Source organism: Halorhabdus tiamatea SARL4B (assembly GCF_000470655.1).
Classification (GTDB): Archaea; Halobacteriota; Halobacteria; order Halobacteriales; family Haloarculaceae; genus Halorhabdus; species Halorhabdus tiamatea.
In genome coordinates this window covers 209,407-230,396 of record NC_021921.1, presented here as the reverse complement: position 1 = coordinate 230,396, position 20,990 = coordinate 209,407, and the positions used below count along the sequence as shown (strand labels likewise).

24 protein-coding genes and 1 tRNA gene are annotated in these 20,990 nt (G+C 64.9%); 8 read left to right on the top strand and 17 right to left on the bottom strand.

Going from position 1 to position 20,990, the window contains the following annotated elements:
* Positions 1-27 precede the first annotated feature (27 nt).
* Entirely contained in the window at positions 28-1,113 is a 1,086-nt protein-coding gene (locus HTIA_RS01200; RefSeq protein WP_008525016.1) for a galactokinase, read from the bottom strand.
* 133 nt (positions 1,114-1,246) lie between these two features.
* Here HTIA_RS01200 and HTIA_RS01195 point away from each other — a divergent pair, with 133 nt between their 5' ends.
* Complete coding sequence (locus HTIA_RS01195) at positions 1,247-2,194, top strand: NAD-dependent epimerase/dehydratase family protein (RefSeq protein ID WP_008525017.1); 948 nt, start codon at positions 1,247-1,249, stop codon at positions 2,192-2,194.
* Positions 2,195-2,368: 174 nt separating this feature from the next.
* On the opposite strand, the gene HTIA_RS01190 is transcribed toward HTIA_RS01195, so the two are convergent.
* The 3 genes from HTIA_RS01190 to HTIA_RS01180 form a co-directional block, all read right to left on the bottom strand.
* A tRNA-Val gene (locus tag HTIA_RS01190) sits at positions 2,369-2,443 on the bottom strand.
* 48 nt (positions 2,444-2,491) lie between these two features.
* Positions 2,492-2,749 (bottom strand): DUF7553 family protein, encoded by a 258-nt coding sequence (locus tag HTIA_RS01185; protein ID WP_008525018.1) that lies wholly within the window; start codon positions 2,747-2,749, stop codon positions 2,492-2,494.
* Positions 2,750-2,800: 51 nt separating this feature from the next.
* Positions 2,801-3,340 carry a cob(I)yrinic acid a,c-diamide adenosyltransferase gene (locus HTIA_RS01180; RefSeq protein ID WP_008525019.1) on the bottom strand — a complete coding sequence of 180 codons (540 nt, stop codon included), beginning with the start codon at positions 3,338-3,340 and terminating at the stop codon, positions 2,801-2,803.
* Positions 3,341-3,370: 30 nt separating this feature from the next.
* On the opposite strand from HTIA_RS01180, the gene HTIA_RS17495 reads away from it, so the two are divergent.
* Positions 3,371-3,601, top strand: coding sequence for a DUF7838 family putative zinc beta-ribbon protein (locus HTIA_RS17495; protein WP_449404938.1), 231 nt, complete (start codon positions 3,371-3,373; stop codon positions 3,599-3,601).
* Between the two features lie 120 nt (positions 3,602-3,721).
* Complete coding sequence (locus HTIA_RS01175; RefSeq protein ID WP_008525022.1) at positions 3,722-4,111, top strand: response regulator; 390 nt, start codon at positions 3,722-3,724, stop codon at positions 4,109-4,111.
* 39 nt (positions 4,112-4,150) lie between these two features.
* Here the strand turns inward: HTIA_RS01175 and HTIA_RS01170 are convergent, their stop codons facing one another.
* On the bottom strand, positions 4,151-4,456 hold the full coding sequence (locus tag HTIA_RS01170) for a chorismate mutase (protein WP_021029414.1): 306 nt from the start codon (positions 4,454-4,456) through the stop codon (positions 4,151-4,153).
* Positions 4,414-5,265, bottom strand: a complete 852-nt coding sequence (locus HTIA_RS01165; RefSeq protein WP_008525026.1) for a shikimate kinase — start codon at positions 5,263-5,265, stop codon at positions 4,414-4,416. The genes HTIA_RS01170 and HTIA_RS01165 overlap by 43 nt, the downstream gene beginning before the upstream one ends.
* A gap of 90 nt (positions 5,266-5,355) precedes the next feature.
* Between HTIA_RS01165 and HTIA_RS01160 the strand changes: the two genes are divergently transcribed.
* Positions 5,356-5,793, top strand: coding sequence for a DUF5796 family protein (locus tag HTIA_RS01160; protein WP_008525028.1), 438 nt, complete (start codon positions 5,356-5,358; stop codon positions 5,791-5,793).
* A gap of 45 nt (positions 5,794-5,838) precedes the next feature.
* On the opposite strand, the gene HTIA_RS17275 is transcribed toward HTIA_RS01160, so the two are convergent.
* The gene (locus HTIA_RS17275; RefSeq protein WP_008525030.1) at positions 5,839-5,973 is read right to left on the bottom strand and encodes a DUF7128 family protein; all 135 of its coding nucleotides are present in this window, start codon (positions 5,971-5,973) and stop codon (positions 5,839-5,841) included.
* Positions 5,974-6,075: 102 nt separating this feature from the next.
* Between HTIA_RS17275 and HTIA_RS01150 the strand changes: the two genes are divergently transcribed.
* Positions 6,076-8,169 (top strand): AAA family ATPase, encoded by a 2,094-nt coding sequence (locus HTIA_RS01150; protein ID WP_008525033.1) that lies wholly within the window; start codon positions 6,076-6,078, stop codon positions 8,167-8,169.
* A 197-nt stretch (positions 8,170-8,366) separates the two neighbouring features.
* Here the strand turns inward: HTIA_RS01150 and HTIA_RS01145 are convergent, their stop codons facing one another.
* The 3 genes from HTIA_RS01145 to HTIA_RS01135 are packed head-to-tail and all read right to left on the bottom strand — an operon-like array spanning position 8,367 to position 9,273.
* Complete coding sequence (locus HTIA_RS01145; RefSeq protein WP_008525035.1) at positions 8,367-8,792, bottom strand: CoxG family protein; 426 nt, start codon at positions 8,790-8,792, stop codon at positions 8,367-8,369.
* Between the two features lie 36 nt (positions 8,793-8,828).
* On the bottom strand, positions 8,829-9,053 hold the full coding sequence (locus tag HTIA_RS01140) for a DUF7123 family protein (RefSeq protein WP_008525037.1): 225 nt from the start codon (positions 9,051-9,053) through the stop codon (positions 8,829-8,831).
* 37 nt (positions 9,054-9,090) lie between these two features.
* Positions 9,091-9,273, bottom strand: a complete 183-nt coding sequence (locus HTIA_RS01135) for a DUF7525 family protein (RefSeq protein WP_008525039.1) — start codon at positions 9,271-9,273, stop codon at positions 9,091-9,093.
* 104 nt (positions 9,274-9,377) lie between these two features.
* Between HTIA_RS01135 and HTIA_RS01130 the strand changes: the two genes are divergently transcribed.
* A complete protein-coding gene (locus HTIA_RS01130; protein ID WP_008525040.1) occupies positions 9,378-10,460 on the top strand; it encodes a geranylgeranyl reductase family protein in 1,083 nt (360 codons plus the stop codon).
* A 14-nt stretch (positions 10,461-10,474) separates the two neighbouring features.
* On the opposite strand, the gene HTIA_RS01125 is transcribed toward HTIA_RS01130, so the two are convergent.
* Both HTIA_RS01125 and mutL read right to left on the bottom strand, forming a co-directional pair.
* Complete coding sequence (locus tag HTIA_RS01125) at positions 10,475-11,410, bottom strand: PfkB family carbohydrate kinase (RefSeq protein WP_008525042.1); 936 nt, start codon at positions 11,408-11,410, stop codon at positions 10,475-10,477.
* Positions 11,411-11,468: 58 nt separating this feature from the next.
* On the bottom strand, positions 11,469-13,604 hold the full coding sequence (gene mutL, locus HTIA_RS01120) for a DNA mismatch repair endonuclease MutL (RefSeq protein ID WP_008525043.1): 2,136 nt from the start codon (positions 13,602-13,604) through the stop codon (positions 11,469-11,471).
* 93 nt (positions 13,605-13,697) lie between these two features.
* Here mutL and HTIA_RS16755 point away from each other — a divergent pair, with 93 nt between their 5' ends.
* Together HTIA_RS16755 and HTIA_RS01115 are read left to right on the top strand one after the other, a co-directional pair.
* Positions 13,698-13,841 (top strand): hypothetical protein, encoded by a 144-nt coding sequence (locus HTIA_RS16755; RefSeq protein WP_008525046.1) that lies wholly within the window; start codon positions 13,698-13,700, stop codon positions 13,839-13,841.
* Between the two features lie 81 nt (positions 13,842-13,922).
* Complete coding sequence (locus HTIA_RS01115; RefSeq protein ID WP_008525048.1) at positions 13,923-14,630, top strand: DUF1405 domain-containing protein; 708 nt, start codon at positions 13,923-13,925, stop codon at positions 14,628-14,630.
* Here HTIA_RS01115 and HTIA_RS15400 read toward each other — a convergent pair whose 3' ends face one another.
* The 5 genes from HTIA_RS15400 to HTIA_RS01090 form a co-directional block, all read right to left on the bottom strand.
* Complete coding sequence (locus HTIA_RS15400) at positions 14,631-15,155, bottom strand: DUF7310 family coiled-coil domain-containing protein (RefSeq protein WP_008525049.1); 525 nt, start codon at positions 15,153-15,155, stop codon at positions 14,631-14,633.
* 150 nt (positions 15,156-15,305) lie between these two features.
* Positions 15,306-15,821, bottom strand: coding sequence for a DUF7283 family protein (locus HTIA_RS01105; RefSeq protein WP_008525050.1), 516 nt, complete (start codon positions 15,819-15,821; stop codon positions 15,306-15,308).
* Positions 15,822-15,871: 50 nt separating this feature from the next.
* Positions 15,872-19,525: a DUF7286 family protein gene (locus tag HTIA_RS01100; RefSeq protein WP_020935925.1), complete on the bottom strand. Its 3,654-nt coding sequence runs from the start codon at positions 19,523-19,525 to the stop codon at positions 15,872-15,874.
* Entirely contained in the window at positions 19,516-20,508 is a 993-nt protein-coding gene (locus tag HTIA_RS01095; RefSeq protein ID WP_008525053.1) for a DUF7284 family protein, read from the bottom strand. Before HTIA_RS01095 ends, HTIA_RS01100 begins: the two co-directional genes overlap by 10 nt.
* Complete coding sequence (locus HTIA_RS01090) at positions 20,505-20,954, bottom strand: DUF7285 family protein (RefSeq protein WP_008525054.1); 450 nt, start codon at positions 20,952-20,954, stop codon at positions 20,505-20,507. Before HTIA_RS01090 ends, HTIA_RS01095 begins: the two co-directional genes overlap by 4 nt.
* Between the last annotated feature and the right edge of the window lie 36 nt (positions 20,955-20,990).

Here is a 20,990-nt window from a genome sequence, read left to right as displayed (position 1 = left end):
GGGAGGCCCGACACTCGCCGCCGTCGATCAGCCGTTCCGCGTCACGCGCACCCCGTCGGATGCTTCGACGCGGTAGTGGTGAGGCTCGTGTTCTGGAAACTGTTCTCGATACGCTGCCTCGACCGACGTGGCGATCGAGTCGGCTTCGTCACTGTCGACGACCGCAATCGCTGCCCCACCCCAGCCAGCGCCAGTCAGTCGAGCGCCGTCGGCCCCGGCATCGACAGCCGCCTCGACGACGAAATCGAGTTCTCCAGAGCTGGCCTCGTAGTGGTCGGCGATATCCCGGTGTGCATCCAGGAGAACGTCCCCGAACGTCTCGATATCGCCGGCTTCGAGTGCCGTCTTCGCTTTTTGGACGCGAGCGTTCTCCCGGACGAGGTAGCCGAGTCGCTCGCGCTCGAGTGGAGGCAGTCCGTCAAGATCGTCCGCAGTCACGGCTTTCGAAGATTCGACACCAAGCTTTTCGAGCGCACGCTCGACGGTCTCGCGACGCTGGTTGTACGCGGAATCGACCAGTTCTCGGGAGACGCCAGTGTGAAAGACGAGGATCTCGACGCCATCCGGAAACGGAACGGGCTCGAATCCGGGTGTTTCGGTGTCGATCGCGAGTGCGTGGCCCGCCTGGCCGAGTGCCACGGCAAACTGGTCCATGATGCCACAGGAGACACCGACGTAGTCGTTCTCGACGCGCTGGCTCAACACCGCCATTCGTTTCCGAGAGAGGCCGAGGTCGTATGCCTCGTTCAAAAACGCCATGACGGCCAGTTCCAGACTGGCCGAGGAGCTCAACCCTGATCCAACTGGCAGTGTCGTTGTGAACTCGCCGTGAAAGCCGCCGGGATCGTGTCCTTCCTCCTGTAAGACGGCATAACTACCTTTGACGTAGTCCACCCAGTCGTCGGCGGGTTCCAGGTCGTCCGTCGGGAACGAATAGCTGGTTTCGACGGCGTTCGAGGATACCGCAACGTCATCGCTCGGAGTCGCTTCGAGACGAGTGTGGAGATCTGTCGCCAGCGGCATGACGTGCCCGTGCGTGTAGTCGGTGTGTCCACCGATCAGATTGACGCGGCCAGGAGAAACGACCGTATAGTCTCCCTCGAGCGATCTCATGTGTCATAGCTCCTCCTCCGGACGTAAAAATGCGACTGCAGGGTGGCGACAGCACAGACTTGACTCGCTACTGGGAGACGCCAACCTCGGAACAGTCCGACATGTTTTTCCAGACGTGAGTGAGCATCACACTATGGAACTGACTGACAGGCGAATCGTACTTACTGGTGGCGCAGGACTGATCGGGTCAGCCCTCGCCAAGCGACTCACACCTGACAACGACGTGGTCGTCGTCGACGACCTCTCGAACGGGATCCGAGAGACAGTCCCCGAAGAGGCGACGTTCATACGGGGCGACCTCACGGACGAGGCGATCGTCGCCGAAGCGATCACTGGCGACGTCGACCTGGTCTTTCATCTTGCAGCGGACAAGTACGTCAACGCCGACGCACCGCGCGAGCAGTTCGAGGCCAACGGCGAGATGACCTACAACATTCTCGAACGCATGGACGACGTCGACGTCGAGTCGATTGCGTTCACGTCGTCCTCGACGGTCTACGGCGAAGCCCCGCGACCGACGCCCGAGGATTACGCCCCACTCGAACCGATCAGCGAGTACGGCGCGGCGAAGCTCTCCGAGGAGAGCCTGCTGTCGGTGTACGCACATAGCCACGATTTCACGGTCTGGAATTTCCGGTTCGCCAACATCGTCGGGCCACGCTTCGGCGCGGGCGTCGTCCCGGACTTCATCTATAAGCTCTCTGAAGATCCGGAGACGCTGACGATCCGCGGGGACGGTCGTCAGGAGAAATCATACATGCGCCTCGCGGACTGTATCGACGCGATGTGCTACGTCGTCGAACACGCCGACGACGCGGTAAACACGTACAATCTCGGGACGCGAACGACGACCTCGGTCAACCGGATCGCCGACATCGTCAGCGACGAGATGGGCGTCGATCCTGACTACGAGTACACTGGCGGCGACCGGGGCTGGACCGGCGACGTCCCCAAGATGCGTCTCTCGATCGAGAAACTCGCTGCGCTGGGCTGGGAACCATCCGTCTCGAGTGACGAAGCTGTCCGCCAGGGTGCCCGCGAACTGCTCGACGACCCCGAGAACGAACCCCACCTCGGGTAAGTCGGCCCGTCAGTCCACGCATTTGCCGCTCACAGATTTGTTCGCGGCAAAAGTGGGTTGGGGCGGAGTTGAACCACGCGAAGACGTTCCTGCTCACTCCGTTGTGCGGGCTGCGACTTCTCTGCTTCAACTCCGCTTGCACCATCTGCTCCTCACGTCTGTTCGTCGCAAGAATGGGTTGGGGCGGAGTTGAACCGCCGACTTCCTCCGTGTGAAGGAGGTATCATAACCGGACTAGATCACCAACCCGCACTCGTCGCTACTGGAAGGGCAAACTTAAGAATTGCTGTACCGTTCTCACTCCGCCCGGTAGTCGTCGATCTTCTCCCGGGCGTCTTTGATGGCCTCCTTGGCCTCGCCCTCCGCGTTTTCCTGAACCTCTTTTAAGTCCGCCCGGATCTTCTCCAGGCGATTTGGCTCCGGTTCCGGCTCCTCTTCACCGGTGAGCTCCGTGAATCGCTCCCGGACGGGCTCGAGTTCCGCTTCGACACCCTTCTTTGCTGTCTCGCCGGCGCGCTTGAGGTAGTACCGTGCGTCTTCGAAGTGCTTGTTCATATCTATTGATACGGCCACCAGCGGTAAAACCATTGTGGCCGTCATCCGAGGTCAGTATGTGGGGCTCGGTTCCTCGACGCCGGCTCGGTGATTGAGCGTCCGGGCGAGGACGAACAGCAGGTCTGACAGTCGATTAAGGTACACCAGCGGCGATTCCCGAACCGCACCGGTTGCGGTTTCAGCGAGTCCGACAGCGCGACGCTCGGCTCGACGGCAGACCGTCCGGGCGTGATGGAGGACGCTCGCTCCGTCACTCCCGCCGGGGAGGACGAACGAATCCAGTGCCGGCAAGTCCTCGTCGAACTCGTCGATCCAGGACTCGAGTCTCTCGACGTGCTCGGCTTCGATCCGTGTGTCGTCGTCAGTGGCTCCCGGCTTCGCGAACTCGGCCTGGATCACGTGGAGATGGTTCTGGACGCGACGGAGTGCGTCCGCGACGTCCGCGTGGTCGGTCGGGTGGATCGTCCCGAGCAACGCGTTGAGCTCGTCGACTGTCCCGTAGGCCTCGATACGCGGACTCGTCTTCGAGACGCGATCGCCGGTGAGAAGGTCTGTCTGTCCCTCGTCGCCGCGGCCAGTGTACAGTACCATACCATTGCTACGGGCCGGATCACCTTGAAGATGGGAGCGAGTCTGGCTGGTGTCCAAACATTGACCACACTTCCTGGCCTATATTATACCATGTCTGACACTGCCGAGCGATATTGCCCGAATTGCCGGGAGACTCGCGAATTCGTCCGGACCGCACGAACGCGGATGAATCTCGGCACCAAAGTCAAGTGGCGCTGCCCGGAGTGTGGGTTTCGTATTGTCAATATCGAGAACGCCGTCGATACTGGGGTATCGGCCTGACGGCATTCACGCATTGAAACGGTATTTGCTAGCCGTTGATATCAGCTCCTTCCAGATTTTATATTTGATAACTGGGCCGAGAGATTACATAGGAAAGCGAACGAAATGCCACTAGGATCGATGCCAGACGAAATTACTGTCCTCCTCGTCGATGAAGACCAGGACATCCTCGACGTCACAGCGACGTTCCTCGAGCGGGCCGACGACGATATGCACGCAGAGACGTACGCGAATGTGGTCGACGCACTCGACTCTCTCGCGTCTGCACCTGAGGCCATCGACTGCGTCATCAGCGATTACACGATGCCGGAGATGACGGGTGTCGAATTCTTAGAGCGCGCTCGCAAGATCGATCCAGCACTGCCGTTTTTCGCCTTTACCGGTAGAGAACGCGAGGACATCAAAGCGGAACTCGACGACGAGTCCTTCACCGGCTACGTCAAGAAGGGGACGGGAACGGAACGCTACGAGGAACTCGCGACGGAGATCCGAGACGCGGTCGAAGAGTGATAGAGTCCGATCTGTCGGCGTACGTGTTCGTCCGCCGCGCTACCTGTTTTCGCGCTGTTCGACCTTGTTCAACTCGATCAACAGCCGGAAGATGGCCTTCACGAGGTTGGCGTCGACGTCGAACTGTTCGGCGTTCGCGCCGGCGCGGTCCATCACGCGCTGTTCCTGACGCTCGTCGGTCGTCGGGAGATCGCGTTCCTCCTTGACCGCTGCGATCGTGTCGGCGACGTAGGTCCGTCGCGCGATCAGCTCGACGAGTTCGCGATCGATCGATTCGATCTCCTCGCGGAGTTCGTCGAGACTCATCTCGTCCGTGTACCGTCGGTCTGTGTCGTCGTTAGCCATGTCGTACCCTCTCGTTGTTCCCAGAGTCGTTCGACGCGCTCTAAATCGTCTCGGTTCCCGACCGCCGTGACACTCGGGCCGGTCCCCGACAGCGAGACACCGGCGACGTGGGGCATCGCTTCGATCAACGGTTCCGGGGAGAACCCGAGCGCCGCCGAAAACGCCAGGCCGTTGACGGTCATCGCCCGCTCGTAGTGTCCATCGAGCGCGAGGTCGGCGACTAGCTCGGCCATCGGCGCGACCTGCTGGCACCGCTCGATGTCGGCGTCGGCACTGTAGGCGCGCTCGAGCGGCGTCCACACCAGCACGTCCCACTCGACGGTGTCGCGGGCGAGGAGTTCGTCCTCGTGATTGTTCGTCACAGTAACACCCCCGAGCATGCTCGCGCTCGCGTCGTCGAACGCACCCGTCGCGGTGACGCCGGCGTCCCGAGCAGCCTGGACGCCGATCCGCGCGGCGTCGGCCCGCGACACTTCCGACGTCGCGTCGAGGGCCGACAGGGTTGCAAGGACAGTCGCGTTCGCCGCCGCGCTCGAACTCTTCAGGCCGGCGGCCAACGGGATGTTACTCTCCGTCCGAACCGTCCCGCCCTCGCCGTTACCGAAGCGCTCGGTGACCAACTCGACGCAACGTTCGATGAGTTCCGTGTCGGCATCGGGTTCGCCCGCGATCGTCCCGGAGACCGGCGCGTCGGGTTCGAGCCGTACCTCCGCACGCAACTCCGCGTCGATGGCGAACGCCGAGCCGGTACCCGTCGCCAGCGCGTTGAGGACCGTTCCAGCCGCCGGCGCGACAGCCGTCCCTTCCATGTACGCGTTCGTCCCGGGGAGAATATTTACGTGTGCTGGTTCGTCGGTCGACAACGGGGCGCTTTTCCTTCCGCGGTGCCCAGCCCAGCTATGAGCATTCGGGAAGACGTCCCGCCGGACACCGTCGGCGTCGAGTTGACCGAGGAGGGTGTCGTCGTCGAGTATGTCGACGGCCGGGAGACGCTCTATCACGGTGTCCCGCATCGCCAGGAAGGATCGGTTCGGACGATGCCCGGCAAACAGGTCCACGTCCTCGTGACGGCCGCAAGCGAAACTGAAGGTGTGCTCGTGTACGTCAACGACCGCATCACCGAGGCCAACATCCTCGAATCGACGGGTGTCGGACGGGTCGTCCTCGAACCAGGCGAGGAGACCACCGTCTTCCCCGGCGTTCGAGCCCGCAACGAGACACAGCGTATCGTCGTGGATGCGGACTTCGAGGCGGTCGACGGCCGGGTGTTCGTCTTCGAAGAGAACGAGATGGGCGAACGATCCTTCGAACTCGTTCCCGAGACTGACGACGAATGACGTGATTGGCCCGGCCCGAAGCGAATCCGCGACCGTCCCCACCAGTCACTGAATGTAGGAGGGGTCCTCGGCGTCGCAGTTGTCCTCGTGCTTGCCTGCGTCCTCGCGATCGTCGAAGAGCATCCCGCAGACCTCACACTGATACCAGATCAGCCCGTCGCGCTCGGTCTCGGTAACCATGTCTCTTAGTCCGTGGTCCGAAAGTATAGGCGTTTTCGTGGGCAGCGTTCACACGACACGGTAGTGGGAATTCTCAAGAGGGGGGAACTCGAACCCCCGGCCATGGTAGACGACGGGGTCTCGGTCACCGTCAAGGGGGCCAAAAAGCGCGATGCCGGTCGGGGAATCGCCCGCCTTCCGGAATCGGTCCGGAATCGACTCGGCGTCCTGAGCGGTGATCCGGTGCGCATCGAGGGCGACCGCGAGACGGTCGCGAAAGTCTGGCCGGAGGACGGCAATGGCGAGTACGTCCGAATCGACGCCGATACGCGTTCGAACGCCGACGTGACCGTCGGCTCGGACGTGACCCTCCGGCGTGCGAGTCTGCGTGACGCCGAAGCCGTCGACCTCAGGCCGATCGATGGGACGGTCCAGGGGAGCGCCGAATCGACGATCGAAGACCGACTGGGGAACACGCCGGTAGGCCCAGGCGATCGGGTTACCGTCCCCGAGATCGGGACCTTCCACGTCGAGGACACCGACCCGGATGGGACGGTTCGGGTGGTCGGAGGGACCACGATTGCCGTCGGACAGCCGATGGACGACCCGGAAAGCGGTGACGACGGGGCCGACGCATCGACCGACGAGGGCGAACCCGGTTCGATCACCTACGAGGACATCGGTGGGCTCGACGACGAGCTCGACCGGGTCCGGGAGATGATCGAACTGCCGCTGTCGGATCCCGACGTCTTCGACCGACTGGGTATCGACCCGCCGAAGGGCGTCCTGCTGTATGGCCCGCCGGGGACCGGCAAGACGCTGATCGCCCGCGCGGTCGCCAACGAGGTCGACGCGTACTTCGAGTCGATCTCCGGCCCGGAAATCGTCTCGAAGTACAAAGGCGAGAGCGAACAACAGCTCCGTGAGGCCTTCGAACGTGCCGAATCGGAGGCCCCGTCGATCCTGTTCGTCGACGAGATCGACTCCATCGCCGGCGCGCGCGACGAAGACAGCGACATGGAGAACCGCGTCGTCGCCCAGTTGCTGACGCTGCTCGACGGGTTGGAATCTCGCGGCCAGGTCATCGTCATCGGCGCGACCAACCGCGTCGACGCCGTCGACCCCGCGCTCCGGCGCGGCGGGCGCTTCGATCGCGAGATCGAAGTCGGCGTCCCCGATCGAGAGGGGCGCGAGGAGATCCTCGAGGTCCACACCCGCGGCGTGCCACTCGCGGACGACGTCGACCTCGATCGCCTCGCCGGCCGGATGCACGGCTTCGTCGGCGCGGACGTCGCCTCGGTCGTCACCGAAGCCGCGATGGCAGCGCTTCAGCGCGAACGCGACGAGCCGGTCGTCTCGCGTGCGGACTTCGAGCAGGCCCTCGCCGGCGTCGAACCCTCGGCGATGCGAGCCTACGTCGCCGAATCGCCGGCCGTCGATTTCGCGGACGTCGGCGGTCTCGACGAGGTCAAAGACACACTTCGGGAAGCCGTTGAGTGGCCGCTTGAGTACGGGCCGTTGTTCGAGGCGACCGACACGGAGCCACCGACAGGCGTCCTCCTCTATGGCCCACCGGGGACTGGCAAGACGCTGCTGGCACGCGCCCTCGCCGGCGAGACCGACGTCAACTTCATCCGGGTCGCCGGCCCCGAGTTGCTCGATCGGTACGTCGGCGAGAGCGAGAAAGCCGTCCGGGAACTCTTCGAGCGAGCCCGCCAGACCGCCCCGACTATCGTCTTCCTCGACGAGATAGACGCGATCGCGGCCCGGCGTGGCGAGGGCCACGAGGTCACCGAACGCGTCGTCTCACAACTGCTCACTGAACTCGACGCCGCCGGGGACGACCCGAACCTCGTCGTTGTGGCAGCCACGAACCGCCGGGACGCCCTCGACGACGCCCTCCTCCGGCCGGGCCGTCTGGAGACCCACGTCGAAGTCCCCGCACCCGACAGGGATGCTCGTCAGGCGGTTCTCGACGTGCACACGGCAGCCAAGCCACTGGGGCCGAACGTCGATGTCGAGGGCATCGCAGCCGAGACCGAGGGGTTCTCCGGAGCGGACCTCGATGCCGTAGTCCGGGCCGCCTCGATGCGTGCGATCAGGCGCGTGGCCGCCGACCGGGATCCTGCTGTCGCTAACGAACGGACCGACGAGGTGACGATCCAGAACGAGGACTTCGCGGCCGCTCGCGATCGAATCGAGCCGTCGCTGTTGTGAGTTCGAAGACGAGGAGGCGGGTGCCGGTTGTCCGGACAACCGGCATCGAGGCGCAGCCGAGCGGTGTGGCGGATGCGTGGCGGGTGTCTGCCGGCCTGGCGAGAAAAGCGCCGTGCCGGCAAGAGAGTCTTAGACTCCGGGAAGATAAATGTCTGCATCCGCCACCGACAAATCGATCGACGCGCCGTGGTTTTCGTTCACTTTTTCGCGAGAAACGCCTCGAGTCCGTCCTCGAGATTCTCGAATTCGGCTTCGAGGTTTTTCTTGAAGAAGCGCTCGACGCCGGGGAGCCGTCCTTCGACAGTGAAGGTGTTGGTAAGGCGGGTGCCCGCCTCAGTCGGCGTGAGTTCGTGTTCACCGACGACCCGAACCGCGCGCGAGCGGCCGACGAACTTCACGAACTCGGGGTCGCGTCGTTCGACGTCCTCGGTTTTGACGGTAATTGTGCTGTCGATGACGGGGATCGGCAGCGCGATCTCCCAGGTCGCCGCGCGGTCCCCCTCGATCGTGTAGTCCTCGACGACGCTGATATACCTGGCACGCTGCTCCGGGTCGGCGATGAACCGCCAGACCTCTTCGGGCGTGGCCGACACCTCGATGACGTGCTCCAGACGAAGCGACATACGTCTCCCTGGGACGGGTCGCCAAAAAGTCCGCCGTTAGCTCCGGGTGACTCGCCAGGTCGTCGAGCGGGCCCGCCCCCACTTCTCGATGTCGACCTCGTCGGCCTTCTCCGAGAGGTTTGGAAGCCGAACGCCGACCTGCTTGGCCGAGAGACCGATGCTTTCGGCGATGTTCTTCGCCCGGAAGTAACTGTCACCGCTGGCGACCTGCTCGCGCAGGTACGCCAGGATACGCTGTTCCTCCTCGCTCAATTCGACCATACCCATATTACGACTGTAGCGATAAAAGCCCGTTCGTTCACGCAAAGACGTGACGCGCGCCGACGGCTGCCGACCCTGCGCCGACGGCGAGGGCGAACCCCGCTGCAGCGATCAAATTCTCGGCCGCACCCAACAACATGACCAGCGCGCCGAGTACTGCGAGAACGCTGAAGAGTATCGTCAGCCCGAAGCCCATCTCGGAGTCGATCGTGGCTGGCATACCACACGGTTCGCATCCGTCCCGCTTGTAAGTTTGCCTGCCGGCGACTCGATGACGTGACCGTACCGTCAAGACCTATAGGTCTCGGGGTGTTTCGGCCGACTATGCGTGACGTCATCGTGGTCGGAGCCGGGCCCGCCGGGAGTCGCTACGCCCGCCAGGCCGCAGGCGACGGCCTGGACGTCCTCGTCTTCGAGCAAGGCGAAATCGGCGAACCGCTGGCCTGCTCGGGCCACGTCAGCACTGACGTCCTGGAATACGTTCCGCCCGAGGACCGCGAATCGCTTCGCCAGAACGAGATCTACGGTGCCCGTTTTCACCTCGGTGGCCCGGACAGTCGAGCGTACCCGTTCTACAAGGACGAGGTCGTCTCGCAGGTCATCGACCGCGTCGGTTTGGACAAAACGCTCGCTCGTGCCGCGAGTGAAGCCGGCGCTGACGTCCGGGACGGCCACACTGTCACTGACGTCGAGGAACGCGAGGACTGCGTCGTGGTGACCGTCTCCGGCCCGGACGGCGTCCAGACCCACCGCGCTCGCATGGTCGCAGGTTGTGACGGTCCACAGTCACGGGTTCGAGACGCCGTCTCGCTGCCCGAACCCGAGGAACTCCTCCACGGTGTCCTCGGATTCGATGACGGGCCGGAGGACAGCGACTTCGTCGACGTCCACCTCACCGTCCCGCGCTTTTTCGCCTGGCGGATCCCTCGCGGCGAGGCCGGCGTCGAGTACGGGCTGGCCGTCCCACCGGGCGAGTCCGCGAGCGACCGCTTCGACTCGTTTACAGACGCCTACGGTGTCGAGACGGATCGCCGGTGTTCGGGACTGATTCCGATCGGCCCGCCGGAATCGGTCACGAGCGAGCGGGCGTTTCTGATCGGGGACGCGGCCGCCCAGACCAAGCCCTTCACCGGCGGCGGCATCCGTTACGGGATGACGGCGGCCGATCACGCCGCCCGCGAGATCGATCCGACCGACCCCGCAACCCTCACCGACTACGAGCGTGCCTGGCGGCAGGACATTGGCCGGGAGATCAAACTCGGAGCAGTCGTCCGCCGCGGGTATTCGCTGCCGGAGCCGCTCCAGGGCGCGGGCCTTGGTCTGTTCGCTGGCGAGATCGGCGTCCACATGGACGAGCCCTCGACGCTGTTCTCCCGGGCGCAACTCCGTGCGTTGTTTTCGCGCTGAGAACGGGCCCAGACTTACAGCTGTTGAACGACGCCCTCGACGTCAGACTGATCGAACGCCGGGATCGGGCCAGGCGTCGTTCGGGTCATCGTCGCCGCGGCGACGCCGTAGGCAAGCGCCTCGTCGGGCCGGTCGCCGGCGAGAAGTCGTTGGAGGAACGCACCGCTGAAAGCGTCGTGTTGGCCGGCCGCGTCGATCGTCTCCGCCTCGACGCTCTCGAGTTCGTGGACGACACTCTCGTCGATGACGAGCGCGCCGTGTTCGCTCCGCGTCATCGCGAGCAGGTCGAGATCGCGCGCGGAGGCGACGCCGTGGGCCACCTCGCGAGGATCGCCCGTCCGTCCGAAGACGGTCCGTAGCTGCTCTTCGTTGGCGATCAGGACGTCGACGTCTTCGAGAAGCGGGTCCAGCGTGTCGAGTGCCTCCTTGGGCGACCAGAGCCGCGGCCGGTAGTCGAGTTCGAAGACAGCCAGGTCGTCGCCGTTCCCCCCGGCGCTGAGCACAGCCGACAGTGTCTCGGCAGCCGTCGCCGAAAGTGCCGCGGTACTCCCGGAGGCGAAGACGGCCTCAGCCGCCTCGACGGCGTCCATCGGGAGATCTGCCGGCTCCATCGAACTGGCCGTTGCCCCGTCGCGGTCGTGGATGATCACTGGATCCCGTGGCGGGACGCCGGGCTGGCGAAACTCGAGGCCGACGCGGCCCGACTCACTCCAGGCGACGTCAGTCTCGACGCCGTATTCCCGAAGTTCACTGACGATCCGCTTGCCGAGTTGGGTCGCGGGGAGTTTCGACGCCCAGGTCGCATCCGCCCCGAGGGCCGCCGCGGCGATCGCGACGTTGCTCTCGGTTCCCGTCGCCGTCATCTCGACGGTCTCGCTCCCGACGAACCGACGGTTGCCTGGCGGACTCAGTCTGAGCGGCGTTTCCCCGACCGTGACCAAAGTTGGCATAACGCAGTCATCTCCGGCAGCACGCTTAATTGATACGGTCGAGCCTGACCTGCTCGGCTCAATCGAGGCGTCTGGTCGCGTGGCCCGGGTAGTCCCGCTCGAAGCGGTCGGCGAGTTCGTCGGCGTCGATCTCGACGACGACCGGCCGGCCGTGGGGGCACGCGTAGGGATTCTCACACTCGTCGAGCTTTTCGAGAAGGCCGACGGTCGACCCCTCGGTCAACGACGTGTTCCCCGTGATCGAGGGGTAGCAAGCGAGATCGGCGAGGACGTCGTCGGCCGCTGCCTCCACGGTCGCTGCCGGATCTGCGTCGCTGTCGACGAACGACGAGAGCACGTCCCGGAGCAGGTCAGGGTCGGCAGTCTCGGCGACCAGTGAGGGGACCGCCGTGACGCCGACGGTCCGGTCGTCGATCCGCTCGGCACTGAACCCCAGCCGCGCGAGTGTCTCCTCGAAGTCCGCAAACAGGGCAGACTCCCGTGCGGTGAGATCGAGTTCGACCGGCTCGGCCAGTACCTGGGTCGTCGTCTCACCGGCGAAAGCGTCCTTGAGGCGCTCGTAGTTGATCCGCTCGTCGGCGGCGTGCTGATCGATCAACACGAGACCGGTGTCGGTCTCGGCGACGACGTAGGTGTCGTGTAACTGCCCCAGAATCCGCATCGACGGTAGCGACTCGAATTCTCCCTCTCGCGGTCCGTCGTCGCTCCCCAGCCGGGCCTGGACGCCGGAATCGCGGACGCTCGTCGTTGCAGTTCCATCCCACGACGTTTGCTCTCCGTCACTTCCAGCGTTGGCGCGAGCGTCTCGATCACGGTCGGCCGGGACCGAAGCCCCCACGCCAGTAGAGGGGTCAGTCTCACGGGCAGTCGTCACGTCGTCCGTGCCGGCTCCTGTGCGGGGGTCGCCACCTGAATCGTCGGGATTGCTCGTAGAGAGCGTTCCTTCGGAAGCCCCTACAGTGGCTTCGGCGTCGCCGGGCTCCGAACGCCGTTCGGTCGACCGGTCAGAGACCGATTCGGCTGGCCTGCCGGTGGCTGTCCCCTCGCTGGGTGTCTCACTCTCCGCATCGCTCCGGGAACCAGGATCGGTATCTGTCGATTCTGCAGTCCGGCCGTTCGTCGACGCGTCCGGTTCGATCTCGGTCTGTTCGGGAGCCGATCGGCCGCGAGGTGCGCTCGAACGAATCAATCCCTCTGTGAGTAGCGTCTCCTCGACGGCCGCCCGGACCTGCTCGCGGAGCCCCTCTTCGTCGGCGAAGCGGACTTCCATCTTCCGGGGGTGGACGTTGACGTCGACCGTTCCGGCGGGTAGGGAGAGATCCAGAACCGCAAAGGGATAGCGGTCTGGGGCGAGCTGGTTTCCGTAGGCCTCGACGATAGCGTTGCGCGCAGCGCTCGATCGGACGTATCGACCGTTGACGAACGTCGCGACGTAGGCCCGGTCCGCCCGGTTGGTCTCGGGGTGGCTCACGAGTCCGTCGATCCCATCGAGTGGGCCATCGGGCATCGTCTCCGCGTCGACGTCGAGCATGGCCTCGGCCACCTCACGTCCGTAGACGGCCATGACTGTCTCCCGAAGCGAGCCCCCGCCCGTCGTGGCGAAGGTCTCTCTGCCGTCGTGTTCGAGGGCCACGGCGACGTCCGGGTTGGCCAGCGCGTAGTTGGTGACGACGGTGTTGACGTGATCGAATTCCGTGGCCTCCCGGCTCAGGTACTTCCGGCGGGCCGGAACGTTGTAGAAGATGTCCGCGACCTCGACGGTCGTCCCCTCGGGACAGCCGGCTGCCTCGACGGCCGTCACCTCACCACCCTCCACACCGACGCGCGTCCCGCGCTCGCCTCCCCGAGGGCGCGTCGTGATCGTCATGCGTGACACTGCCCCGATCGCGTGGAGCGCCTCGCCCCGGAACCCGAGCGTCCCGACGCCGGATTCCAGATCGTCGATGTCCCGGATCTTGCTCGTCGTGTGCTCACGGACCGCCGCGCGGGCGTCGGCTTCGCTCATGCCGACGCCGTCGTCGCTGACCCGGATCGACTCGGTGCCCCCCGACTCGACGGCGACCCGGACGCGGGAGGCGTCGGCGTCGAGACTGTTCTCGAACAGTTCCTTGACGACTGACGCCGGGCGCTCGACCACCTCACCGGCCGCGATGCGCTCGATCGTCGTCCCATCGAGTTCCCGGATTTCGTCCATGAGCGTCTCTCCGTCACCGGCCCGGAAAAACGTACGGTGCACACTTTGCCCCTTCATTAACTATTTTTAATGATCATATCCAAGGTTCTGTCAATGGCTACGAAGAGCTTTCAACTCCGCTGTTGTCCAGAGTGTGGTAGCGACGACCGGAATCGCGTCGGTACTGACGCCGTTCCCGGCGGCACCGACTGGCGGTACTTCGAGTGTCCGTCCTGTGGGTACGAGTGGCGCGAGTGATTTATCAGCCCCCGTGACGCCGACCGAATTGGGGTTCCCGCAACCGCTATCGTTTTGAGCCCGGCTTTCCTCCGGGCGTCTATGACAGGTGTCGGGCGTCGTCTCGAACGCGCACTCGCCACGATCTTCGACGCCGATCTCCCACCGAGTCAGGGTCGATCCCGAGCCATTGGGCCGCTTCCGACCTGGCTCGAGGACGTCGGCCTCCGGCTCGCGTGGCCGATCGCGATCGTCAACCTCGTCGGGACGGCCTTCGGGTTCTGGTACTACCGGTTTCAACTCGCGGAGACGCCACTTCTCGCCTGGCCGCTGGTCCCTGACAGCCCACTCGCGACGCTGTTCATCGCGCTCTCGTTGATCGCCTGGCGACTCGACTTTCGGGCCAACTGGCTGCACGTGCTCGCCTTCTTCGGGTGTCTCAAACTCGGCTTCTGGACGCCGTTCGTCCAGCTGTTCGTCAACGGCCCCGGCGGCATCGCCACCTGGCTGTACGTCTTCTTGATCACGAGCCACCTCGCGATGGTGTTCGAGGCGTTCGTGATTCATCGCTACGCGCAGTTCACGCTGCCCGCGATCGGCGTCGCCACCGCGTGGTACGGCCTCAACGACCTGGTGGACTACGTCTGGCCGATCCTCGGCGGCCCTCACCACACCACACTCCGTGCCGAATACGTCGACGGCGTCGTCGACCACACCGTCTTCGCGCACGATCTGGCTGCCGGTGCCGCGGTCGTCCTCACGCTTGCCGCAATCGTCCTGGCGCTCGGGACCCACCGAGCGCAGGCGTGACTACGGAATCCACTCACGAACGCCCGCGAAGACGTCTCGGAATTTCGTGAGCGGTCCGGGCCAGTCCGTGTGCTCGTCCGGGGCTTGGCCGTCGTCTGTCGGATTCGAGCGCTCCCGATCCTGTCTCACAGGCGCGGGCGCATCCGCCGGTCGGTTCGTCGCCTTGTCGTTTTGGGCGTGGCCGGCACTCGATTGTGACTCGTCACCTCGCGGTTGCCCGTCTCCTGTGCTTTCGAGCGCCTCGAGACGGGATTCGAGCCGATCGACCGTCGCGAGCGCCGCGTCCGCCCGGCGCTCGACAGCCTGGTTCACGGACTCGACCTGCGAGACGTACCCGTCGATCGACTGGACAGTCGCCTCGAGTTCGGCGACGCGCGCCTCGAGCGCGTCGAGTCTGGTCTCGATCCCTTCGAGGTCGGCATCAGCCGCCGAATCACCCTCGAAGGCCCTTCGCTCGTGATCGTCCTCCAAAACCGTCCGCTCGATCGCCACCAGTCGCTGCTCGAGCGTCTCGAGGTCAGTCATCCGTGCTCACCCCCTCTGGACTCCCTTCTCCGCTCCGCGGTCGACACCCAGTGTCGATTGGGTCGGTTCCTGCCGAGTTCCAGTGTCCTTTCGCCGCTCGATACCCCGTCGTCGGTGGGTTCCCCCATCGTTGATGGTTGATTCGATGTCTCATGCGTCTACGAGAACGAGTGATTCCCCGTCGATGTGGACCCGCCGGACGGTTAGAACGCCGTCGGCCGGCTGCCAGGCGGTACCGTTGCTGTCGATGCGTTCGCGCGTGCGCTCGGTCGCAGTGCGCAACGCTGTCGAATCGAATCGGTACTCCGAGAGGACTGCCCCCGGCGGCTGTCCATGCGTGATTCGCTCGAGTGCGTCCCGAATCGCGGCGTCTTCGACTGCGCTCACTGGCGTGAGTGACCCGAAGGCCACCGACGCTCGTGTCGTTCCGCCGTCGTTCCGCATTGCGATTCGTCTGGTGTCGATGTTGACCGCCGCGGCGTCGTGTTCGTACGTGGCCGCGGATTCCTGTACGCTTCCAGCCACCCGGTCGATCGTATTCGCGGCTTTTGTCGCATCCGGTGGTGGCTGGCCCGGTAATCCGAGGACGAATCCGAGCACGGCAACGCCGACGACGGCAACGCCGACCCAGGTGTACCACGCGTCGACTGGCGCTTCAGTGTCCATTTCCGGCCTCCTTGCCACATTCTTGCGATTTCGATCTTCGCGACGCCATCTCAGTGCCCAGTGCCGTCATACTCACATTGGATTGCGTCCGGGTCGACGTCGCCGACCGCCGGATACGTCGGCGAACACTCCGGGTTCTCCCCGTCAGTATCGCCCACGCCGACGCCAGTCGGTGTCACGACGATCAGAACCGAACGCGTCGTGAAGTCGATCGGTTCGACCCTGCCGAGTCGGCGCGATTCACCCGCGATGTCGACGCTCACCGTTCGGTTCTCCCGGACGTACGTCGTCGCGGTCGTCTTGGTGGGGCTGCCAACGTTTGCGTCCACCTCCAAGCGCGTGTACGCCCCGGAAACGTCGACGTCCCAGACGTTGACCGTCGCGTACCAGTGGGTGGGGACCGGCAACAACGGCAGCCCGCCGGCGATTCTGGCTGGCCGTTTCAGCTTACTCGACCACGAACCGCCCCACGACGCCATCTTGTCGCTGATGCGATCGCGGGCCCGTTTCGTGAGGTCGCCGAGCCGATCCTCGACCACGCCGGTAGCCACGTCTCCGATCTTGGTTTTGACAGTCTCCTCGATCGTGGTGACGTGTTGTCCGTCCTCGATATCGACGGTGATCGCGCTGGCGTTCTCGATCGCAGGCCGGAGCGCCGACTCGACGAAGTGGGGCCACTGTTCGGCGTCGTAGGTCTCGGTGAACGCGCTGGGTCGATACGCCTCCGCGTCGATCGCGTCGGTGATCGTCTCGACGAGCGGCGCAGTCGCGTTCCCCTTGCCGATCGCAACCGCCCGCTCGCCCGTCGTGTCGTACCCCGCGATGACTTCGTCGGCGCGACGTTCGATCTCGTCGTGAGCGGCGGTGATCGTCGCGACCAGCGAGTCGCCGTACCGGTCTGCACAGGATGGTCCGCGTCTACCACGGGCCGCGTCCTCGGCGACGACACACGCGGCCGCATCGTGCGGGTAGAGTTGCTTGACAGTCCCATCGGCGACAGTTTCGCCGAACGTCGAGAGCGATTCGTCGACCGTGTCCTCGAGCGCAGCCAGAGACGTCTCGAAGCTGCGGTTCGTGATCGGATCGTCCTCGACGTCCGCGGCGAGATTGCCGGCCAGCAGCACGTCACCGGCCGTCTTGAGTGGTATCGTCGCGTCGGACCCGCCCAGGTTGATCGCATCGAGCACGTTGCTGACGAGGCCGTTGGCGATATCGTCGATGGGCGAATCCAGGAGCTCTTCGTTTCGCATCGCGAGCGGTGTGAACTCCGCCCCGGCCGGGATCGCCGGGACATCCCGTTTCGTCAGGTTCTCCGCGACGAGGTAGGTCGGCGCGCCTGAGACCTCGTAGGTGACGGTCCCCGTCAGATTCGAGGAGTTCATCGGCACGGGATCGGGCTCGTCCGCCGAGACACCTTCCTGTAAGAACGTCAGTGCCTTCTCCAGACTCAGGTCGGCCCCGTCGAGTTTGTCGTCGATGCCGCCGACTGCCTTCTCGTGGCCGGACTCGACTGTTTCGAGTTCCGCGAGCAGGGCCTGGAGGTAGGCGTACCGCGCCTCGTAGATCGCCTTTTGACCGACGCTGTCGTAGGGTTCCGCCCGGTCGAGATACCGCTCTGTCAACGTCGTCTCCGTCTTCTCGATCAGCCGCGTGAACGGACTCTTCTCGCCACGTTCGAGCAGATCCGTCCGTGAGAATTCGTACGTGATATCGGCCGCGGCCCGCCGCATCTCGGTGAGATCCGACGCGATCGCCGCGGCGAGTTTCGCGTCGAGAAACCGGTCGTGATCGAGCGTCACTCGCTTCTGGACGTTCAACTGCTCGGCGATTGGACCCGTGATGTCCGCTTCCGTGGTGATCCGGTTCGGCAACGCTGATTTCACCCACGCCGCGTGTGCCTCCGGGTTGGGTTCGTCGCCGAGGAGTGATTCCGTCACGATGGACTCGCTACCGGCGTAGTTCCTGAAATCGGCCGGCAGTCCGGAAACCGCAGCCCCGCGGTCGTACTTGTCATCCCCGATGGAAATCGGGTTCACCCCGTCGATCTCGGCGTTCGGGTTCGCGTCGGCTTCACCGAACTGGGTGCGGACGTCGACCGTCATCGTGTCGGTGTCGATCAGCGCGTTGTCCTGGCCGGGCGGACATCGTTTGTATTTCGACACACTGACTTCGACGGTGGATCTCGCTTCGTAGTAGTCCTCCGGCCGGGTCGTCCTCTCGGTGAATTGCGCTCCGTCGACGGTGCGTCCGTTCGAGATTGTATACGTCCCTCGCGTGGCGTTCGCACACGTCCCATTCGCACACGTTCCTCGCTCGTCCGTCGCGTTGGTACACGTCGCCGTCCCGGAGAGTTCGAGCGGGTCGACGACGCGGGTGTTCGTGTTCGCGCGCCCGTCGATCGTGTAGATCCGGTCGATCACATTTTCGATCGACCGATCTCCATCTGGTGCGGCCATCCGGGCGAAGGGGACGTACGACGTTTGATTGACGCCGATCGTCTCGGTCGCGTTCATCCCGGGGGCCTGCCCGAGCAGGTCGCGGGTCCCGGGCGCAGCGGGGAGTTCACCAGTGATCTGATCGCCGAGTGCCAGTTCGGCCCCCGAACACAGGGCCTCCGCGGTACTCGCCCCGTCGGTCGGGACGCTGGCCGACAGCGTCCCGTTCGAGCGCTCGAAAACGAGTTCGTCGCCGGTGAACGTGGTGTTCCCGTAGCTGACGTCGTTCGATCCCATGTACTCGTCGAACATCGAACCGCCGTCCTTCAGCGCCATACAGGTCCAGCCGAGTCTGTTTGCGTCCTGTAACTCCGGATCGGCGGCGCCGAAAACGTCTCTCTGGGTCCGGTAGATGGCGTCGTTGAGTGCGGGCTGGACGTGTCTGTTCGCGATCACTTGGACGATCGGAGCCTGATAGTTCTGTGCGTAGCCCCGCGCCCACCCGAGCGCGTAGATCCGCGCGTTGAACCGCTGGGTCAGCCCACGCTCGGTCACGCCGGCCGCGAGGGCGTCTTCGAAGCGCTCGACGCGATCGTGTAGCTGCGCGATCGGCGTCGCAATCGACACTGTCATCGCCGTCTCTCGATGCTCGAGCGTTCGGTTGCCGGACCTGGCACGAATCGTCACGTTTGGGATCGTGACCGTAAGGACGCCTTCCGCTGCCGTCGAGAGGCTAACACGATCGATCGCCGCCCGGAGGTCGGCCGGGGTTTCGATCGACGGCACGGAGACATTCGTCCGGACATCTCCGACCTGCTGTCCGGCCCGCTCTACGGTCGACTCGACTTCGAGGTAGATCATCGCCGCGAGGTATCTTCGAAACGCCCCGCTCGGTAGCGCCCCCTCGGCCGTCGAGGCGGAGGAGGTCGAATCCGTGCTGTTGGCAGCGAGAGCCGTCCCCCACGCGGTGTCGCTCGCCTGGGTCACCGGCCGGGCGGCGGCCGCTTCGATACCACGCTTTGCCCCCGTTCGGATCGCGGACTGTGTGACTCCCTCGGTCTGTGCGATCGCGACGCTCGCGTCGACGTCCGGTGTGACGGTCGATTGTGGGAGGACGTGGCCCACGAACGCGACGCTCGTGAGCAAGAGCACGACCCCGACGATCGCAAACGGGACGCGGCCCCGATCGTCGTCTCCCAATCGTCGGTCCGGTCCCCGACCTCGCTGCTTCCGTCGCTTCTGGTCGTCACTTCGCTTGGTCAGTTCCATGTTCTCACCGTGATCGTGACCGTCCCCGTCGAGACGCGCTCGGCTGCCGCCGTCCCGTTCCCGAGCGGTCCAGCAGCCGGGCGTGCCGGATCAGCCGACTCGAGATCGGCTTCGAGTTGTGTCCCGAGCGCCCGAGTCAGCGCCGTGTTGGCGACGCTCGCGTTGGCCGTTCGACGGTCGAGTACCGGCACGACGGTCGATTCGACGCCGTTCGTCGGTGTTCTCAGAACGGTCGCCAGCCGCCGGTAGCGATACGCCGTGAGATCGTGCCGAACGCCGGCACTTTCGAGTGCTCGCTGGGAACGTCGCTCGGGGAGATACCCGTCGATGACGGCCGACGCGACGGCGTTCGCGACGATCCCGAAGTCGTCCGGATCGTCCACCCGATCGACAGTTCGCTGACGCACCGACGGCACGTCGACCGGGACGGTGATCGTTGTCGCACTCACGTCGGCGTCCACTGGCGGCGTCTGTCCGAGCGTGGCTGCCCCGCGCAAGGGGCCACCCTCGATCGGTTCCCAGACGGCGATCACCTGCGTGTCGAAACTCGACTCGACGAGGCGAGTCTGGAGTGCCTCGTCGACGGCGCGTTCGTACGCGGCGTCTTTCGACAGTTCGACGGTGCCGTGCCCGGATCCGTCCCGGAGCGCGTCGCGATCGACCTCGAGGTTGCGGACGGCCGCCGCCGCGGCGTGGGCGACAATCGGCCCGTGGGCACGCCGTTTGAGTTCCTTGTCGGTGTAATCGGCGTCAGCATCGACGCCCGCGAGGTCGGCGTAGTCGTCGATCGCGGCTTCGACGTCGTAAGTGACGTTCATCGTCCCCGAGGCGATCGTCTCGGCCGTGTACTCCGCAGTCATCGGATCGTGGCGCTTCTGCTCGCTGTCGACGAACGTCGCGAGGACGCCCATCGCGGCGACGATCAGCAGGATCGCGAGCGTGACGTCTGCGACAGTGCTTATCGCGCGAGACGGCCGCCTCACGACCAGACCACCACCGTGAGCGTCCCCGGCTTTAGGTCGCCCGGTGCGATCCGAACCGGAACCGACCGCTCGAATCGCTCGGCGGTCGACGGTGGATCCGTCCGAATCACGCTTCCTCGGGCGTCGAAGGTCGCCGATCCCGCCGTTTCCATCCGCCCGTCGTCACCGACGTACGTCACCGTCACCTCGAGGTTCGCACCCTGTGGGATCGTCGCCGGCTCGATTCGCGTTCGGAGGTCGTCGTCGCTGTCGTAGACCCCGTTCTCGCCGATCGCGTCCCAGACCCGTTCGGCCGTGACCGAACCGAGCGCGCGCTCCTCGCCCACCGAGTCGAACAGCGTCCCGTACAGCCCGGTGTAGAGCGTGATCGCCGTACAGACGAGTGCGATCGCAGCCAGCGCTGCCAGGGGTTCGGTCTGCCCGCGGCCCGAGAGTACGCCGTCCATGCGGTTGGGTCTCCTGGCCCGGGTATCGTACTTAAA

Excerpts from the sequence above, each read along its gene's own strand:
- HTIA_RS01200 (WP_008525016.1), bottom strand. The coding sequence starts at position 1,113 with ATGAGATCGCTCGAGGGAGACTATACGGTCGTTTCTCCTGGCCGCGTC.
- HTIA_RS01195 (WP_008525017.1), top strand. The coding sequence starts at position 1,247 with ATGGAACTGACTGACAGGCGAATCGTACTTACTGGTGGCGCAGGACTG.
- HTIA_RS01185 (WP_008525018.1), bottom strand. The coding sequence starts at position 2,749 with ATGAACAAGCACTTCGAAGACGCACGGTACTACCTCAAGCGCGCCGGC.
- HTIA_RS01180 (WP_008525019.1), bottom strand. The coding sequence starts at position 3,340 with ATGGTACTGTACACTGGCCGCGGCGACGAGGGACAGACAGACCTTCTC.
- HTIA_RS17495 (WP_449404938.1), top strand. The coding sequence starts at position 3,371 with ATGGGAGCGAGTCTGGCTGGTGTCCAAACATTGACCACACTTCCTGGC.
- HTIA_RS01175 (WP_008525022.1), top strand. The coding sequence starts at position 3,722 with ATGCCAGACGAAATTACTGTCCTCCTCGTCGATGAAGACCAGGACATC.
- HTIA_RS01170 (WP_021029414.1), bottom strand. The coding sequence starts at position 4,456 with ATGGCTAACGACGACACAGACCGACGGTACACGGACGAGATGAGTCTC.
- HTIA_RS01165 (WP_008525026.1), bottom strand. The coding sequence starts at position 5,265 with ATGGAAGGGACGGCTGTCGCGCCGGCGGCTGGAACGGTCCTCAACGCG.
- HTIA_RS01160 (WP_008525028.1), top strand. The coding sequence starts at position 5,356 with ATGAGCATTCGGGAAGACGTCCCGCCGGACACCGTCGGCGTCGAGTTG.
- HTIA_RS17275 (WP_008525030.1), bottom strand. The coding sequence starts at position 5,973 with ATGGTTACCGAGACCGAGCGCGACGGGCTGATCTGGTATCAGTGTGAG.
- HTIA_RS01150 (WP_008525033.1), top strand. The coding sequence starts at position 6,076 with ATGGTAGACGACGGGGTCTCGGTCACCGTCAAGGGGGCCAAAAAGCGC.
- HTIA_RS01145 (WP_008525035.1), bottom strand. The coding sequence starts at position 8,792 with ATGTCGCTTCGTCTGGAGCACGTCATCGAGGTGTCGGCCACGCCCGAA.
- HTIA_RS01140 (WP_008525037.1), bottom strand. The coding sequence starts at position 9,053 with ATGGTCGAATTGAGCGAGGAGGAACAGCGTATCCTGGCGTACCTGCGC.
- HTIA_RS01135 (WP_008525039.1), bottom strand. The coding sequence starts at position 9,273 with ATGCCAGCCACGATCGACTCCGAGATGGGCTTCGGGCTGACGATACTC.
- HTIA_RS01130 (WP_008525040.1), top strand. The coding sequence starts at position 9,378 with ATGCGTGACGTCATCGTGGTCGGAGCCGGGCCCGCCGGGAGTCGCTAC.
- HTIA_RS01125 (WP_008525042.1), bottom strand. The coding sequence starts at position 11,410 with ATGCCAACTTTGGTCACGGTCGGGGAAACGCCGCTCAGACTGAGTCCG.
- mutL (WP_008525043.1), bottom strand. The coding sequence starts at position 13,604 with ATGGACGAAATCCGGGAACTCGATGGGACGACGATCGAGCGCATCGCG.
- HTIA_RS16755 (WP_008525046.1), top strand. The coding sequence starts at position 13,698 with ATGGCTACGAAGAGCTTTCAACTCCGCTGTTGTCCAGAGTGTGGTAGC.
- HTIA_RS01115 (WP_008525048.1), top strand. The coding sequence starts at position 13,923 with ATGACAGGTGTCGGGCGTCGTCTCGAACGCGCACTCGCCACGATCTTC.
- HTIA_RS15400 (WP_008525049.1), bottom strand. The coding sequence starts at position 15,155 with ATGACTGACCTCGAGACGCTCGAGCAGCGACTGGTGGCGATCGAGCGG.
- HTIA_RS01105 (WP_008525050.1), bottom strand. The coding sequence starts at position 15,821 with ATGGACACTGAAGCGCCAGTCGACGCGTGGTACACCTGGGTCGGCGTT.
- HTIA_RS01100 (WP_020935925.1), bottom strand. The coding sequence starts at position 19,525 with ATGGAACTGACCAAGCGAAGTGACGACCAGAAGCGACGGAAGCAGCGA.
- HTIA_RS01090 (WP_008525054.1), bottom strand. The coding sequence starts at position 20,954 with ATGGACGGCGTACTCTCGGGCCGCGGGCAGACCGAACCCCTGGCAGCG.